Here is a 16,558-nt window from a genome sequence, read left to right as displayed (position 1 = left end):
CTAAGAAGAAAGGACCGCAGCAATGTCCGCGACCAAAATCCTGTGGGGCCAGATCGCCGTCGTCTTCCTCATCGTACTGCTCACCACCTGGGCGGCGACGCAATATGTCGCATGGAGCCTCGGCTTTCAGGCGCAACTCGGCGCGCCCTGGTTTTCCCTGTTCGGCTTGCCAATCTACTATCCGCCGGCGTTCTTCTGGTGGTGGTATTTCTACGACGCCTACGCGCCGGAGATCTTCGCCAAGGGCGGGATGATCTCGGCGTCGGGCGGCTTCATCGCCATAGCCGTCGCCATCGGCATGTCGGTCTGGCGCGCCCGCGAAGCAAAAAGCGCGGCGACCTACGGCTCCGCCCGCTGGGCGGGAAAGGACGAGGTGAAAGCCGCGGGCCTGCTCAGTCCCGACGGTGTCGTGCTCGGCCGCTATGATCGCGACTATCTCCGTCATGACGGCCCCGAGCATGTGCTTTGCTTCGCCCCGACCCGATCGGGCAAGGGCGTCGGCCTGGTCGTGCCGTCCCTGTTGACCTGGCCTGGCTCGGCCATCGTCCACGACATCAAAGGGGAAAACTGGCAGCTCACCGCCGGTTTTCGCGCCCGGCATGGCCGCGTTCTGCTGTTCGATCCGACCAATCCCAAATCGTCGGCCTACAATCCGCTGCTCGAGGTGCGCCGCGGCGAATGGGAAGTTCGCGACGTTCAGAACATCGCTGACATCCTGGTCGATCCCGAAGGCTCGCTCGAAAAGCGGAACCATTGGGAGAAGACCAGTCATGCCCTGCTGGTCGGCGCCATCCTGCATGTCCTCTACGCCGAGGACGACAAGACATTGGCCGGCGTCGCCGCTTTCCTGTCCGATCCAAAGCGCCCGATCGAGTCGACGCTTGCCGCGATGATGAAGACTAGCCACCTCGGCGACGCCGGGCCGCACCCCGTCATCGCCAGCGCCGCGCGCGAGCTGCTCAACAAATCGGACAACGAACGCTCGGGCGTGCTCTCCACCGCCATGTCGTTTCTCGGCCTCTACCGCGATCCTGTCGTCGCCGAGGTGACACGGCGCTGCGACTGGCGGATCAGCGACATGGTGGGCGGCAAGCTCCCGACCACGCTCTACCTTGTCGTGCCGCCGTCCGACATCAACCGCACCAAGCCGTTGATACGCCTGATCCTCAATCAGGTCGGCCGCCGCCTCACCGAGGATCTGCAAGCGAAGACCGGGCGGCATCGCCTGCTGCTGATGCTCGACGAGTTTCCCGCGCTCGGCCGCCTCGATTTCTTCGAGTCCGCGCTGGCCTTCATGGCGGGCTACGGCCTCAAGAGCTTTCTGATCGCCCAATCGCTGAACCAGATCGAGAAGGCTTACGGCCCGAACAACTCGATCCTCGACAACTGCCATGTGCGCGTTTCCTTTGCGACGAACGACGAAAGGACCGCGAAGCGGGTCAGCGACGCGCTCGGAACTGCGACCGAGATGAAGGCGATGAAGAATTACGCCGGCCATCGGCTTTCGCCATGGCTGGGCCATTTGATGGTGTCGCGCTCGGAGACCGCGCGCCAACTCCTGACGCCAGGCGAGATCATGCAGCTTCCGCCGACCGACGAGATCGTCATGGTCGCCGGCACGCCGCCGATCCGGGCGAAAAAGGCGCGCTACTATGAAGATGCCCGCTTCAAGGCACGCATCCTGTCGCCGCCGGGGCTGGCGCGGCCTGACGCGGGTCGGCCGGACGATTGGAGCAAGTTGCCGATCCCCGCGCGCCCGGACACGGCCGAAAACGCCGCGCCGACGACGAGCGGCGACGAGGATGAGGATTCCACCGAGTCCGAGCGTCGGCATCAGCCCGAACTCAACCGGGTGAACCCCATCGAAAAGAAGGCGCCGATCGACAATGAGTTTGAGATCGATTCGCCTGACGACACAGAGGACGCCGCCGCGCGCAATCAGCGACTGACCCGCGTCATGCGCGGCGTTGCCCGTCAGGTCTCGCTCGATCCCAATGACGGCATGGAGCTGTAGCACCATGACCGGACGCAAGAAGAAGGTGCCGATTTCCGTCTATCTCGACCCCGACATCATGGCGACGCTATCGGACTATGCAGGCCGACGCGAACAACCGCTCTCCCTGATCGCCGAGGCCGCCATCGCGTCCTTCCTGTCGCCGGACGATGCGGAGCGGCGCGAAGCCGTGGTCGCCAAACGCCTCGACCAGGTCGATCGCCGTCTCAACCGCATGGAGCGCGACATCGGGATCTCCGTCGAAACCATGGCCGTATTCATCCGGTTCTGGCTCAACACGACGCCGGCGCTACCGGAACCCGCGGCCCAGGCAGCGCGCGCCATGGTCGGAAAGCGCTACGAGGCGTTCATCGCCGCACTTGGACGGCGCTTGGCCCAGGGACCGAAACTTCGGCAAGAGATCGTTGAAGATGTCGGCGAGTCGCCGTCCAGCGCGACAGAGAGCGATCCATAGGCTCCAGCGAGCCTGGATCAATAGCATCGTCCGACCGCCGTTCTCCTGTATTTGCACGCGACGCTACTACGACGACCGATACTTGTTGAATCGGCTCAATTCGCGGCTCTTTTAATCACCCCGATCCGGGGACCATCTGTTTTGCCCCGTCAGGAAGCGGGGCAAAAATGACCAATATCAGCCAGAAGCCGGAGGCGTTCGCGCGCGGTGCGCGCATGCTTCGCACCGCGCTCGGCTCGACCATCACCCATCTTCTCGAAGACCCGGCCATCGTCGAGATCATGCTGAACCCGGACGGCCGTCTCTGGGTAGATCGCCTCTCCGAGGGGCTGGCCGATACGGGTGAGACGCTGTCGCCCGCCGATGGCGAGCGCATCGTGCGGCTGGTCGCTCACCATGTCGGCGTCGAGGTGCATCCGCGCAGCCCGCGAGTCTCCGCCGAGCTTCCTGAGACGGGAGAGCGGTTCGAGGGCTTGCTGCCGCCCGTCGTCGCCGCACCGGCCTTCGCCATCCGCAAGCCCGCCGTCGCGATCTTCACGCTCGACGACTATGTGGCCGCCGGCATCATGTTCGCCGACCAGGCGGCGACGCTGCGCGCTGCCGTGATGGCGCGCGCCAATATCTTGGTCGCGGGCGGCACCTCCACCGGCAAGACCACGCTGACCAATGCGCTTCTGGCCGAGATCGCCAAGACGGCGGATCGCGTCGTCATCATCGAGGACACCCGCGAGCTTCAGTGCGCGGCGCCCAATCTCGTCGCCATGCGGACCAAGGATGGGGTGGCCACGCTCTCCGAGCTGGTCCGCTCTTCGCTACGCCTGCGCCCCGATCGCATTCCCATCGGCGAGGTGCGCGGCTCCGAAGCTCTCGATCTCCTGAAGGCATGGGGAACCGGCCACCCCGGCGGCATCGGCACGATCCACGCCGGGAGCGGCATCGGCGCGTTGCGCCGCCTTGAACAACTCATCCAGGAGGCCGTCGTCACGGTCCCGCGCGCCCTGATCGCCGAGACCATCGATCTCGTTGCCGTCCTCTCCGGCCGCGGCTCCGCGCGCCGGCTCGCCGAACTCGCCCGTATCGAAGGGCTCGGCCCGGACGGCGACTACGCCATCACCCCCGCAACCCTTGACCGCACAGGAGCGCCAACATGATCCGCACCACGATGCGCGTTCGCCGCTATGCCGCGACGGCCGCCGCCTTCACCTACGTCAACCTCGTCCTCGTTCCCGCCGCTCATGCCTCCGGCTCGTCCATGCCGTGGGAAGCACCGCTCCAGAAAATCCTCGAATCCATCGAAGGGCCGGTCGCCAAGATCGTCGCCGTCATCATCATTATCGCCACTGGCTTGGCGCTGGCGTTCGGTGACACGTCCGGCGGCTTCCGGAAGCTGATCCAGATCGTCTTCGGTCTCAGCATCGCGTTTGCGGCGTCGAGCTTCTTCCTGTCGTTCTTCTCATTCGGCGGCGGGGCGCTCGTCTGATGGCGGCGGCGCTCGAACAACTCGACGCGGTGCCGGGTTTCACCGTCCCGGTTCACCGGGCGCTGACCGAGCACATTCTGCTCGGCGGCGCACCGCGCGCGCTCGCCATCCTGAACGGCACGCTGGCCGGAGCCGTGGGCCTCGGCCTGCGCCTCTGGCTCGTGGGTCTGCTTGATCTGGGTCGTTGGCCATATCGCAGCCGTGTGGGCTGCAAAGCGCGATCCGCTCTTCGTCGAGGTCGGCCGCCGCCACCTGCGCATCCCCGCTCATCTGTCCGTCTGAGGAGGCGCATCGCCATGATGAATCTTGCCGAATATCGCCGCACCGCAACCCGCCTCGCTGACTATCTGCCCTGGGTCGCGCTCGTCGCCGAGGGCGTCGTGCTTAACAAGGATGGCAGCTTTCAGCGCACGGCCCGTTTCCGCGGCCCTGATCTGGACTCCGCGGTCGCTGCCGAACTGGTCGCCGTCGCCGGGCGGCTCAACAACGCTTTCCGCCGTCTCGGATCGGGTTGGGCCATCTTCGTCGAGGCGCAGCGGCACGAGGCGTCGATCTATCCGGCGGATCTGTTTCCCGACGCCGCCGCGGCGCTCCTCGATGCCGAGCGCAAGGCCGATTTCGAGGAGGCCGGCGCGCATTACGTCTCCGGCTACTATCTCACCATCACCTATCTGCCGCCGGCCGAGGACGCGGCGCGCACCGAAGCCTGGCTCTATGAGGGCCGCGAACGCGCTGGCATCGATCCGAAGGAAATCCTGAACACCTTTGTCGACCGCACCGATCGCGTGCTGGCGCTGCTCGATGGCTTTATGCCGGAATGCCAGTGGCTCGATAGCAGCGAGACCCTGACTTATCTCCATTCGACCGTCTCGACCAAACGGCACCGCGTCCGCGTGCCCGAAACGCCGGTCTATCTCGACGCGCTGCTCGCCGACCAACCGCTCACCGGCGGCCTGGAGCCGCGTCTCGGAACCGCGCATCTGCGCGTTCTCACCATTGTCGGTTTCCCGACCGCGACTACGCCCGGCATCCTCGACGATCTCAATCGGCTCGCCTTTCCCTATCGCTGGTCGACGCGCGCCATCCTGCTAGACAAGACCGACGCGACCAAGCTGCTGACCAAGATCCGCCGCCAATGGTTCGCCAAGCGCAAAAGCATCGCCGCGATCCTGAAAGAAGTGCTGACCAACGAGGCGTCCGCGCTGGTCGATACCGACGCCTCGAACAAGGCGGCAGACGCCGATCTCGCCCTTCAGGAACTCGGCGCTGACTACGCCGGCCAATCCTATGTCACCGCGACGATCGCGGTATGGGACAACGATCCCCGAATTGCCGACGAGAAGCTTCGCCTCGCCGAGAAAGTCATCCAGGGCCGCGACTTCACGGCCATGACTGAAACGATCAATGCCGTCGATGCCTGGCTGGGCTCATTGCCGGGACATGTTTACGCCAACGTGCGCCAGCCCCCGATCTCGACGCTGAATCTCGCCCACTTGATCCCGCTATCGGCGGTGTGGGCGGGGCCGGAACGGGACGAGCATTTTGGTAGCCCCCCCTTGCTGTTCGGCAAGACCGAGGGCTCGACCCCGTTCCGGTTTTCTCTTCATGTCGGCGATGTCGGTCACACGCTCGTCGTCGGCCCGACCGGCGCCGGCAAATCGGTGCTTCTCGCCGTCATGGCCTTGCAGTTCCGGCGCTACGCCGGTGCCCAGGTCTTCGCCTTCGACTTCGGCGGTTCGATCCGCGCCGCCGCGCTCGCCATGGGCGGTGATTGGCACGATCTCGGCGGCGATCTCACCGAGGGCGTGGACTCCTCGGTCGCGCTGCAACCGCTCGCGCGCATTCACGACACGCCCGAACGCGCCTGGGCGGCCGACTGGATCGTCGCCATCCTGATCCGCGAAGGCATCGCGATCACCCCCGAGGTGAAGGAGCACCTTTGGTCGGCGCTGACCTCACTGGCATCGGCGCCGGTCGAGGAGCGCACGATCACCGGCCTCACGGTGTTGCTCCAAGCGAACGAGCTGAAGCAGGCGCTGCGACCATATTGCGTGGGCGGCCCCTATGGGCGGCTACTCGACGCCGAGGTCGAACATCTCGGCTCGGCATCGGTGCAGGCGTTCGAGATCGAGGGACTGGTCGGGACTGGCGCGGCACCCGCCGTCCTCGCCTATCTCTTCCATCGCATCGGCGACCGTCTCGACGGCTCGCCGACGCTGCTCATCATCGACGAGGGCTGGCTCGCACTCGACGACGATGCCTTCTCCGGGCAATTGCGCGAGTGGCTGAAGACGCTGCGCAAGAAAAACGCCAGCGTCATCTTCGCCACGCAGTCGCTGTCCGACATAGACAACAGCAACATCGCCCCGGCCATCATCGAGAGCTGCCCGACAAGGCTGCTCCTGCCGAACGAACGCGCGATCGAGCCGCAGATCACTGAGATCTATCGGCGCTTCGGTCTCAACGACCGCCAGATCGAAATCCTCGCGCGGGCCACGCCCAAGCGCGACTATTACTGCCAGTCGCGGCGCGGCAATCGCCTGTTCGAGCTGGGCCTCTCCGAAGTCGGCCTCGCGCTCGCCGCCACCTCCTCCAAGACCGACCAGTCCGAGATCGCGCGCACCGTCGCCGAGCATGGCCGCGAGGGCTTTCTCGCCGCCTGGCTGCGCCTGCGCGGCGCCGAGTGGGCCGCAGACCTCATCCCTGACCTCACGAACCTCACCCCTCAGCAGTCCGAGAAGGAGTAATGATCATGAATACGCTTCGTTCACGCCCGCGCGCGCTGTCGCTCGCAGCCTTCATCCTGGCGATGCCGCTCGCCGCATCGCCGGTGCTGACCCCGCCAGCCCACGCGCAATTCGGTTTCGGCGGCATCGTCTATGACCCGACCAACTACGCCCAGAACGTCCTGACGGCGGCGCGTTCCCTCGAGCAGATCAACAACCAGATCCGCTCGCTTCAGAACGAGGCGCAGAGCCTCATCAACCAGGCCAAGAATCTGGCGAACCTGCCCTACTCGGCGCTCCAGCAGATTCAGCAGAACGTCCAGCGCACCCAGCAGCTCCTCGGCCAGGCGCAGAACATCGCCTTCGACGTTCAGAACGTCGATCGGATGTTCCAGCAGCAATATGGCAGCGCCTCACTGTCCTCGTCGGACGCCAAGCTCATCACCGATGCTCGCTCGCGCTGGCAGAACACCGTCGGCGGTTTGCAGGACGCCATGCGCATTCAGGCTGGCGTCGTCGGCAATATCGACAGCAATCGCACGCAGATGTCGAACCTCGTCAGCCAGAGCCAGGGCGCGCAGGGTGCGTTGCAGGCGACGCAGGCCGGCAATCAGCTTCTCGCGCTGCAATCGCAGCAGCTCTCCGACCTGGTCGCGCTGATCTCCGCCAACGGCCGCGCGACGGCGCTGACTGACGCAGAACGCGCGGCGGCAGCCGATCAGGGCCGCGAGCAACGCCGCCGCTTCCTCACGCCGGGCGCGGGCTATCAGCCCGGCAACGCGCAGATGTTCGGCAACGGCAACTGAGATCGCGGCCATGGACGGCAAGCTGCTGGCCCGGCTGGGCGCCATCGTTTTCGTATCGCTCGCCATCACGGCGACGGCGATCGAGATGACCCGGAAGCAAACGGCCCCTGAAATGGGGGGCGTCCACGCTGTCGAACCCAAGCGCGATGCGCTCCGCGAAGGGCAGCGCCGGTGCCAGCAGCTTGGCCAGGCAGCGGCGAGCGACACCGACTGCATGCGCGTCTGGACCGAGAGCCGAGATCGCTTCCTCGGCCGCCCCCCGGCACCTGCCGTCCCGGCAACAGAAGGACGGTGAACCATGGGCGGCGCAGGCGTCATCGACAATTTCCTCGGGGTCTTCACCTCCTACATCAACAGCGGCTTCGGACTGCTCGGCGGCGAGGTCGCGTTCATCGCGACAACGCTGATCGTCATCGATGTGACGCTTGCCGCCCTGTTCTGGAGCTGGGGCGCGGAAGACGACATCATCGCCCGGCTGGTGAAGAAGACGCTCTTCGTCGGCGTCTTCGCCTATCTCATCGGCAACTGGAACAACCTCGCCAAGATCGTCTTCGACTCGTTCGCGGGCCTCGGCCTCAAGGCTTCCGGTACCAGCTTCACCGCGCAGGATCTGATGCGACCCGGCAAGGTCGCGCAGACCGGGCTCGACGCCGCGCGCCCCTTGCTCGAATCCATCTCCGACCTGATGGGCTGGATCGCGTTCTTCGAGAACTTCATCCAGATCGCCTGCCTGCTGTTCGCTTGGGCGCTAGTGCTGCTCGCCTTCTTCATCCTCGCGATCCAGCTCTTCGTTACCCTGATCGAATTCAAGCTGACGACGCTGGCGGGCTTCGTCCTCATCCCGTTCGGCCTGTTCGGCAAGACCGCCTTCATGGCCGAGCGGGTGCTGGGCAATGTCGTCTCATCCGGCATCAAGGTGCTGGTGCTCGCCGTCATCATCGGCATCGGCTCAACGCTGTTCAGCCAGTTTACGGCCGGCTTCGGCGGCGCAACGCCCACAATCGACGACGCCATGGCAATTGTCCTTGCCGCGCTATCGCTGCTCGGGCTCGGCATCTTCGGCCCCGGCATTGCTGCCGGCCTTGTCAGCGGCGGTCCACAACTCGGCGCCGGTGCGGCGGTTGGCACCGGGCTTGCCGTCGGTGGTGCGGCGCTTGCAGCTGGTGGCGCGGCAGGCCTTGCCCTGAAGGGAGGAGCAGCTGCGATGTCCGGCGGTGCTGCCGCCGTGCGGGGCGGTGCGGCAGCGGCAGGCGGAGCCGCCGCGGCCTACAGCGTCGGCTCGCTCGGCCAGTCCGGCGCAGCCGGTGTCGCCTCTGGTCTCGGCGGTGTCGCCCGCGCGGCCGGCGCGGCCACCGTGTCACCCCTGAAACGCGCGACGGCGCGCACCGCCGAAGGCGTCAAGTCCAGCTTCTCCGAAGGTGCGAAGGCAGGCTTCGGGGCGACGGGCGGCTCCTCGACCATGGGCACGATACCCGGCTCAGGCTCCGCAGGCGAAGCCGCCGCCGCAACGCCCCGCGACGGTCCGCCCGACTGGGCCAAGCGCATGAAGCGCCATCAGTCCCTCAGCCACGGAGCCACCCTCGCAGCGCACGCCGTCAAATCCGGCGACAGCCATGGCGGCGGCTCTTCCGTCAATCTCTCCGAAAGTAACCGCTCATGAGCCTCTTCAAACGACCCGCCGCCCACTATGGGAAATCGCCCGAACCCGAAACACCCTACCAGCGCGCCGCGCAGGTCTGGGACGATCGCATCGGTTCGGCCCGCGTCCAGGCCAGGAACTGGCGCATCATGGCATTCGGTTCGCTGTTCCTGTCGGCCGGCTTCGCCGCCGCGCTGGTCTGGCAGTCGGCGCGCGGCACCGTCGTTCCCTGGGTGGTGCAGGTCGATCGACTCGGCCAGGCGCAGTCCGTTGCACCGGCGCCGGCCGACTACCGGCCGACAGATCCGCAGGTGGCCTGGCATCTTGCCCGCTTCATCGAGCAGGTCAGAAGCATCCCGGCCGATCCGATCATCGTGCGCCAGAACTGGCTGCGCGCCTATGACTGGACCACAGATCGCGGCGCGTCGGCGCTCAACGACTACGCCCGCACCAACGATCCCTTCACCAAGGTCGGCAAACAGCAGATCGCCGTCGAGGTTTCGAGCGTGATCCGCGCATCGGCGGATTCCTTCCGCGTGGCCTGGACCGAGAAGCGTTACGAGAATGGCCAGCTCGCGGGCACAGAGCGATGGACCGCAATCCTCACCATCGTCATCCAGACGCCGCGCGACGCCGACCGGCTGCGCGCCAATCCGCTCGGCATCTACGTCAACGCCATCAACTGGTCGCGGGAGATGTCCCAATGAGCACACCTCTGCGCATGTCCGGCTCTCCGGCTTTCCGTACATCCGCTTTGGCGATGATGCTGCTCTCGGCAACGATGCTGGCGGGCTGCGCGACCTTCAAACCGCCTACCATCAGCTACGACAGTGACGTGCCGCCACTCCCAGCCGTGCCGGCGCCGGTCACGGAACAGCCGCCGCGTCCGCTGCACACGCCTCCTGCCTGGACGGTCGCGCATGGTGGAACCGCCGCAAATACGCCGAGCGGCCGCGTGGAAAACGCCAATACTGCGGCGCGTGTCGAGCCGCGACGCGAGGGCTATTATAACGCCATCCAGATCTATCCCTGGAGCGAAGGCGCGCTTTACCAAGTCTATGCCGCGCCCGGCCAGATCACCAACATCGCGCTCGAGCCAGGCGAAAGTCTGACCGGCGCAGGTCCAATCGCCGCCGGTGACACCGCCCGCTGGATTATTGGTGATACCGAAAGCGGTTCCGGCCTCTCGCGCCGCGTCCACATCCTCGTCAAACCGACGCGCCCAGACATCACCACGAACCTGGTCATCACGACCGACCGCCGCATCTACATGCTCGAGCTGAGGGCGGAGGCGAAACCTTATATGCCGGCCGTTGCCTGGGCCTATCCCGCACCACCGGCATCGCAGCGCGGAACGGTCCCGACGACGCCTATCATTCCCGCTGCCGCCGCACGTCACTACCGCTACGGCCTCACCGGCGACACGCCGCCCTGGCTGCCGGTCGCCGTCTATGACGACGGCAGGCGTGTGTATGTCGAATTTCCACGCGGCATCGCTCAAGGCGAGATGCCGCCGATCTTCGTCCTCGGCACCGACGGCGAGCCGCAGCTCGTCAACAGCCGCATCTACCAAAACATCCTGATCGTGGACCGCATCTTCGGAGCCGCCGAACTGCGCCTCGGCAGCGGCAAGCAGCAGCAGACCGTCAGGATCGTGCGAACCGATGGGAAACCTGCATCATGAGCGACACCGACCACGACAATGCCGAACCGCTGGATCAATCGACTCCCGTCGTCGATACGTCATCATTCATGCGTCTGCGGGCGGAACCTCCGCGTGTCACCCGGCTGTCGCGCAAAGTGCTCGCCGGCGTCGCCGCGGTTGCCCTCGTCGGTATCGGCGGCTCTCTCATCTACGCGCTCCAGACCCGCGATCCCGGCAAGAGCGCCGACGAACTCTATTCGACCGACAACCGCACCACGGCCGACGGCCTGGCCGGCCTGCCACGCGATTACACCGGCCCGGTCCTCGGCCCGGCGCTGCCTGGAGACCTCGGCCGCCCGATCGTCAGCGCGCAAAATCAGGGGCATCCTGTCGTGCCGCCCGCCATGGCGGCGCCGGGGCCTGATCCCGAGGAACAACGTCGCCTCGCCGAATTGGAGGCCGCACGCACCAGCCGCGTGTTTTTCCAGGCCGGTCCGGCCGCAACGTCGGCGACCGCTGGCCCGAATGTCCCGGGATTTGCCAGCGCGGGAGCTGGCACACAACCGGGCGCCGAGACGGCTCAAGATCGACAACTCGCGTTCCTCAATGCTCCCGTCGACCGCCGCACCACTGCGGCCGACCGCATCATGGCGCCAGCATCGCCCTATGTCCTCCAGGCGGGCGCGGTCATCTCGGCCGCCCTCATCACCGGCATCCGCTCCGATCTTCCTGGACAAGTCACCGCGCAGGTGACGGAGAATATCTACGATAGCCCGACCGGGCGCATCCTCGTCGTCCCACAGGGCACGCGGATCATCGGCCAGTACGACAATAGCGTCCAATACGGGCAGAGCCGCGTGCTTCTCGTCTGGAACAGGCTCATTCTCCCGAACGGCCGGTCCATTGTGCTCGAACGTCAGCCCGGAGCCGATACCCAAGGCTATGCCGGTCTGGAAGACGGCGTCGATTACCATTGGTGGGATCTCGCCAAAGCGGCGGGGCTCTCGACGCTTCTGTCAGTCGGGTCCGAGCTTGCCATTGATGACCAGGACCGGCTCCTGCGCGCCATCCGCAATGGCGGCCAGGACACGATCAATGATGCCGGGCAGCAGATCGTTCGGCGCCAGCTCAACGTCGCGCCGACACTGACGATCCGGCCCGGATTCCCTGTCCGCGTGATCGTCACCCGCGATCTCGTCCTCGAACCTTACGGAGGCTGACATGACGAAATTGAAGCTCGGCCCGATCACCGAGCAAAAGCCGGTGAAGGCGACGCTGGAACTGCCCGCCTCGCTTCACCGTGATCTCGCGGCATATGCCGAGCTGCTGGGAAGGCAGACCGGCCAGCCTGTGCGCGATCCCGTGAAGCTGATCGTACCGATGCTGGAGCGCTTCATCGCCACCGATCGCGGGTTCGCCAAGGCCCGGCGCGCGAAACACACGGGCGATGTCAGTTCATAAATCCACGCCCTGACGACGCGCCATCGTCTTCGCCATGCTGACAAAGCGCCTGAGCGCCGGATTGTCGTTCTTTGGCGACCACACGCCGTTGAAGGGAAGAACCTCGCCGATGATCGGTCGATAGCAGATGCCCGGCACATGGGCGGCCGTCGCCGCCTCGCTCATGACCGTAAGCCCGCTGCCGATCGCGACGAGCGTCAACAGATTGTCGCGCCCGACAAACTGCGCCTGAATCTTCGGGTGGTGGCCGAGATCCGCGACCCGCTGGACGAGATAGTCATGGACTTCCTGGCCCGGCGGTACATCGCTGACGATGAAGGTCTCGTGCGCCAGATCATGCCACTTCACCTCCTCCTTCCGGGCAAGGGCGTGTGCTTCCGGCAGCACCACGAAAACACGTTCCGACCAGAGATAGGTGGTCTCGCATCGGGGCCACTCCAACGTCCCTGTCAGAAAGGCGATGTCCAACCGGAACTGCCGGATTGCGGCGACATGCTCCGCGGGATTGCCGTCGGCAACCTCGACATGCACGCCGGGATGCTCTGCGGCGAAGGTCCGGAGTAGTTCTTGCAGGAACCCCGAGGCCAGGGACGAGAAGATGCCCACGCGCAATTGACCTTCCGTGCCGCGACCCACCGCGTCCACGATCTCCGCGCCTTCATTGATGTATCGAAGAACCTTTTGGGCTTTCGACAAAAGCCGCTGTCCGGCAACGGTCAGACATACACCGCCGCTGTGACGGTGAAACAGCGCTGAGCCGAGTCCGTCTTCCAGGTCGCGAATCCGGCGGCTGATCGTGGACTCTTGTACGCCCAACGCCACGCCCGCCTTGCGGAAACTCCCATGCTCGGAAGCCGCCACGAAATACCGCAGATGTCGAAAATTCATACTCACACCTGGAAATCGTCCGGGGAGCCCCCTTATCCCGAATGCCTGACAAAGACGCTGCGAGGCTTGTCAAAGCGATTTCCCAGCGTGGCGACAAAGTTCGTCGGCGCTCCCTGGCCATACCAGAGAGCGCCGACCGGCTATCACTCTACGGATTTCTCTATGAATCCAAGTGTATTGGCATTCTCGACCAGCGTCCGAACCTTGGCGCGATCGAGACCGTCGGGCACTTCGGCGTCGATCTCGAGCCGGATCTTCACCTGGCTGCCCGGCAACGTGGTGAGTTGCTCGACGATTGCTTCGACGATCTGATGGATGTCTCGGGCCGGGCGCTCCGGTGAGATCATCACGGCGCCGGAGAAGCGCGTCGGCTTCTTTTCCGGTTGCGGAGCCGAGGGCACGTCATCCGCAGGCTGCCCATCGGGCGCCGACGTGCCGTCGCCGGTTCCTGGGGTAGCGTCGCCGGACCCAGGCTGCACGGGAGCCGGACGATGAGCCTCGGCCACCTCTGGCCTCACGATGACGCTATCGCCATCGATCACGACCACGGCGCTTACCGCGCGCTCGATTGCCAGCCCCAGATAGGTGTCCGACTTTTCGTCCCATCGCTCTGCATAGGCGAAGGGGCCAGGCAACATGCCGCTCACGGCCGCCTGCACAGCCTTGATCAGGACGTCCTGATCCTTGATGCGCGGCAGATAGATGTAGCGGTTGAGATATTCCCGCAGATCTTTCAGCGACAACCACGGCTTGTCGTTCCAGATATATTTCTGGAGGTCGCGGTCGAGGCGCGATGGCCCCAACTCCGTGAGCAGGCCTTCCTCGGCCACCAACTTCTTGCTGGCCCGCGCCAACAACCCGTCCTGAGCCGGGATCTTGCCCGATACCCACTCCCAATCGGCCTGGGCGCTCTCCTGGGCCGGATAATGGAGATAGCACCACGCCTCTTTCAGGCGGGTCTTCATCGTCTCGTTCGCTTCGGCCAGTTTCGTCTTGGCCAGCGCACTATCGCTCTGGGTAAGGTTCAGCCGCTCGGTATCTCGGACGATCTCCCCCCAGGCCAGCGAAGCACGAACAGCGTCTTTCAGATGATCGAGCTGACGGCTTTCCGCGGCAATGAACACCAGCATGTTGCGATAGACGCGCGGCGTGCTGCCGCGTTGCGTGAGGATGTCCTTGGCCTCGACCAGTGCTTCGGAGCCATCGCGGCCGTTGTGGGGATATTTGACCCCCAGCACGACGGCGCGAACACCGCCGGCTTCATCGGGGACTTCGGCCGACGAAGCCGGTGCGACCTGCACGGCATCGAAATGCCCGCGATCGGCAAGGCCGTTCACATATTTTCCGAGTTCCGCATCGATCGTCACGTCGACCAGCGCCGCCTCGATCTGGGCGGCCTTGTCCGCCGCGATGCGATTGAGGCTCGCCGACATCGAGTACCAATACCGGCCAAGATCGGCGTGCATGAACTTGGCCTGGTTGGTCAGCCGCCGCAGCGCATCGCCGAAGATCGTCGGGCGTTCGCCGGGCTGTACGACGCCGAGGTTGATCTGCTTGTCGTCGAGGCCGGTGTTCTGTTGCTGCGCTGTGGGCGCGGTACCCATGAAGATCGCGCGCGCGACGCGCCGCGTCGCCGAATAGCGGTTCAGATTGGGCGCCGACTGATCGACCTTGTAGGGCGTGGAGGTTGTGCCATCGACATCGCCGGCGATGATCGCCTGCCAGCTCACGTCAAGATAGTGAAGCAGTTCCGGCTCTACACGCGGCGAGCTCACCGCCACGCTGCCGGGCATGATCATCACCGACGGGTCGGCATTCATCCACAACTCGTGAATGGCCTGCGCCATCAGGCGCAGCACGCCGCGCGTGCGCTGGAATTTCTCGAGCGAGCCCCAGCTCGTATAGAGTTGATCGAACAGCTCGGGGTGGATCGGATACGCCTTTTCCAGCTTGCGCCGATAGTCCTCGTCCGCGCAGCCTTGCGGAAAGTCGTTGGCGTTCTCGCGGTAGAGCTTGGCGAACTGCTTCAGCGTGTTGTCGCGATGATGGAACTTGTCGCCGGGAATGTCCTTGAATAGCCGCCGTCGGACAATCTCATAGCTCTCCTCCTGGCTCGCTGGCCGCCACGAGGATTCCACGCGGCTGAAGGTCTGCTTGAGACGCGCCAGCGCTTCCTGACCGCCTTCGCCGCCCACCTCGATCTGCGAGGCCGGCAAAGATGCGACCAGCAGTGTGCCGGGACTGGCCTTAACCGCCTCGGTCAGCGACTGGACGAAGGACAGGTTGGCATCGAACGACCCCGAGGGCAGCCCCTCGACCTTGTAGATCTGACGCAGGTAAGCGACCCATTCGTCGATCAGGATCAGGCACGGTGCGTATTTCTTGAAGAGCGCCTCCAGCAGGTTTGAACCCGGCGCAATGCCGCTGGCGTCATTCTCCGCAACCATTGCATAGGCATCGGCGCCGCCAAGCTGCCAGGCGAGTTCCCCCCAAGTCGTGCGAATCTTGCGGTCGCCCTCGGCATGGAGGACGTCCTGTGGTCCCCGCGACGTGCCGACGAGCACGGCCCGGTTGATGCCTTTCGGCACGCTGAGCCCCTGTTTCTCGAGCAATTGATCCAGGCCGGAGAGATCCTGGACCGGGGTCGGCCCCGCCATGTGATAGAGCGCCAGCATCGAGTGCGTCTTGCCGCCGCCGAAATTGGTTTGCAGCTCGACCACGGGATCACCGCCGCCGCCGGACAGCCGCTTCGCAGCCCCGACCAGCAGGGTGCTCAGGCCCTCCGTCAGATAGGTACGGCTGTAAAACTGACGCGGATCGCGGTATTCCGGTGGCGCGCTCCCCGAATGCACCTTGGCGAGGTCGGCAGCGAACTCTGCCTGTTGGAACTCGCCGGTGGCGACATCCTGGTGCGGCTCGACGACTTCACGCCACGGCAACAGTCCCGCCACGGTCTCGACCGAGATCTCGAGGCGCTGGGTTTTCCGCCGCTCCTCATTGCGTTGAAGCTCGGTAAACTTCGTGCGCAGGATGGTGTCGCGCATCTTGCCGAGCTGATCGGCCGTCTCGCCGGCGCTGATCGCCTCCATCAACCGACGCATGGAATCGAGCGCGCGCTCGGCGTCATCATAGGTGAAAGTCTCATTGTGCGAGAGCTTGTTGCGGACGTCACCCAGCTCGTTGACCAGCGAGCGTTCGGCGCGACCAAGCACCGCCTTGAACGCCTCGCTCCAGAAGCGATCCATGGCGTTGAACAGCGCGGCCTGGTCCCAGCCGACCTCACCATTACTGTTCGGCCTCAGGCTCGGCAGCTTCTCCAGCACCTGAACCTGCCAATGCCCCTTGAGGGAGGTTTCGAGGCGCTTTTCGACGAAGGGAATCAGCGCCGCCGGCAGCAGCTCCATTCCTTCAAACACATATTGGCGCGTGCTTTTTGCCACGTTCC

The 16,558-nt window shown here is 65.1% G+C and carries 14 protein-coding genes and 1 pseudogene; 13 read left to right on the top strand and 2 right to left on the bottom strand.

Annotated elements, in window-relative coordinates; genetic code table 11:
* Positions 1 to 22: 22 nt before the first annotated feature.
* From J2X50_RS14055 to J2X50_RS13995, 13 genes and pseudogenes are all read left to right on the top strand, one after another.
* On the top strand, positions 23 to 2,014 hold the full coding sequence (locus J2X50_RS14055) for a conjugal transfer protein TraG (protein WP_429095868.1): 1,992 nt from the start codon (positions 23 to 25) through the stop codon (positions 2,012 to 2,014).
* A gap of 4 nt (positions 2,015 to 2,018) precedes the next feature.
* Positions 2,019 to 2,468, top strand: coding sequence for a CopG family transcriptional regulator (locus J2X50_RS14050; protein WP_429095866.1), 450 nt, complete (start codon positions 2,019 to 2,021; stop codon positions 2,466 to 2,468).
* A gap of 167 nt (positions 2,469 to 2,635) precedes the next feature.
* Entirely contained in the window at positions 2,636 to 3,619 is a 984-nt protein-coding gene (gene trbB, locus J2X50_RS14045; RefSeq protein WP_429095864.1) for a P-type conjugative transfer ATPase TrbB, read from the top strand.
* A complete protein-coding gene (locus J2X50_RS14040; protein WP_429095863.1) occupies positions 3,616 to 3,948 on the top strand; it encodes a TrbC/VirB2 family protein in 333 nt (110 codons plus the stop codon). Before trbB ends, J2X50_RS14040 begins: the two co-directional genes overlap by 4 nt.
* Positions 3,948 to 4,230: pseudogene (locus J2X50_RS14035) on the top strand (VirB3 family type IV secretion system protein). Before J2X50_RS14040 ends, J2X50_RS14035 begins: the two are co-directional and overlap by 1 nt.
* Positions 4,231 to 4,244: 14 nt before the next feature.
* Complete coding sequence (trbE, locus tag J2X50_RS14030) at positions 4,245 to 6,695, top strand: conjugal transfer protein TrbE (RefSeq protein WP_429095861.1); 2,451 nt, start codon at positions 4,245 to 4,247, stop codon at positions 6,693 to 6,695.
* Between the two features lie 5 nt (positions 6,696 to 6,700).
* Complete coding sequence (trbJ, locus tag J2X50_RS14025) at positions 6,701 to 7,480, top strand: P-type conjugative transfer protein TrbJ (RefSeq protein ID WP_429095859.1); 780 nt, start codon at positions 6,701 to 6,703, stop codon at positions 7,478 to 7,480.
* A gap of 10 nt (positions 7,481 to 7,490) precedes the next feature.
* Positions 7,491 to 7,775 (top strand): putative entry exclusion protein TrbK-alt, encoded by a 285-nt coding sequence (gene trbK-alt, locus J2X50_RS14020; RefSeq protein WP_429095857.1) that lies wholly within the window; start codon positions 7,491 to 7,493, stop codon positions 7,773 to 7,775.
* A 3-nt stretch (positions 7,776 to 7,778) separates the two neighbouring features.
* The gene (trbL, locus tag J2X50_RS14015; RefSeq protein WP_429095855.1) at positions 7,779 to 9,140 is read left to right on the top strand and encodes a P-type conjugative transfer protein TrbL; all 1,362 of its coding nucleotides are present in this window, start codon (positions 7,779 to 7,781) and stop codon (positions 9,138 to 9,140) included.
* A complete protein-coding gene (gene trbF / locus J2X50_RS14010) occupies positions 9,137 to 9,826 on the top strand; it encodes a conjugal transfer protein TrbF (RefSeq protein WP_429095853.1) in 690 nt (229 codons plus the stop codon). Before trbL ends, trbF begins: the two co-directional genes overlap by 4 nt.
* The gene (gene trbG, locus J2X50_RS14005) at positions 9,823 to 10,803 is read left to right on the top strand and encodes a P-type conjugative transfer protein TrbG (protein WP_429095851.1); all 981 of its coding nucleotides are present in this window, start codon (positions 9,823 to 9,825) and stop codon (positions 10,801 to 10,803) included. The genes trbF and trbG overlap by 4 nt, the downstream gene beginning before the upstream one ends.
* A complete protein-coding gene (locus J2X50_RS14000) occupies positions 10,800 to 11,984 on the top strand; it encodes a TrbI/VirB10 family protein (RefSeq protein ID WP_429095849.1) in 1,185 nt (394 codons plus the stop codon). Before trbG ends, J2X50_RS14000 begins: the two co-directional genes overlap by 4 nt.
* Position 11,985: 1 nt before the next feature.
* Positions 11,986 to 12,225 carry a DUF2274 domain-containing protein gene (locus J2X50_RS13995; protein ID WP_429095847.1) on the top strand — a complete coding sequence of 80 codons (240 nt, stop codon included), beginning with the start codon at positions 11,986 to 11,988 and terminating at the stop codon, positions 12,223 to 12,225.
* On the opposite strand, the gene J2X50_RS13990 is transcribed toward J2X50_RS13995, so the two are convergent.
* Together J2X50_RS13990 and J2X50_RS13985 are read right to left on the bottom strand one after the other, a co-directional pair.
* Positions 12,220 to 13,113 carry a LysR family transcriptional regulator gene (locus J2X50_RS13990; protein WP_429095846.1) on the bottom strand — a complete coding sequence of 298 codons (894 nt, stop codon included), beginning with the start codon at positions 13,111 to 13,113 and terminating at the stop codon, positions 12,220 to 12,222. The two genes, J2X50_RS13995 and J2X50_RS13990, sit on opposite strands and share 6 nt — an antisense overlap.
* A gap of 143 nt (positions 13,114 to 13,256) precedes the next feature.
* A complete protein-coding gene (locus tag J2X50_RS13985) occupies positions 13,257 to 16,553 on the bottom strand; it encodes a DUF499 domain-containing protein (RefSeq protein ID WP_429095844.1) in 3,297 nt (1,098 codons plus the stop codon).
* Between the last annotated feature and the right edge of the window lie 5 nt (positions 16,554 to 16,558).

The sequence above is a fragment of the Aminobacter sp. BE322 genome (assembly GCF_050433525.1).
GTDB lineage: Bacteria > Pseudomonadota > Alphaproteobacteria > Rhizobiales > Rhizobiaceae > Aminobacter.
The sequence above is the reverse complement of the archived record's forward strand: the minus strand, read 5'-3'. Positions and strand labels throughout refer to the sequence as shown.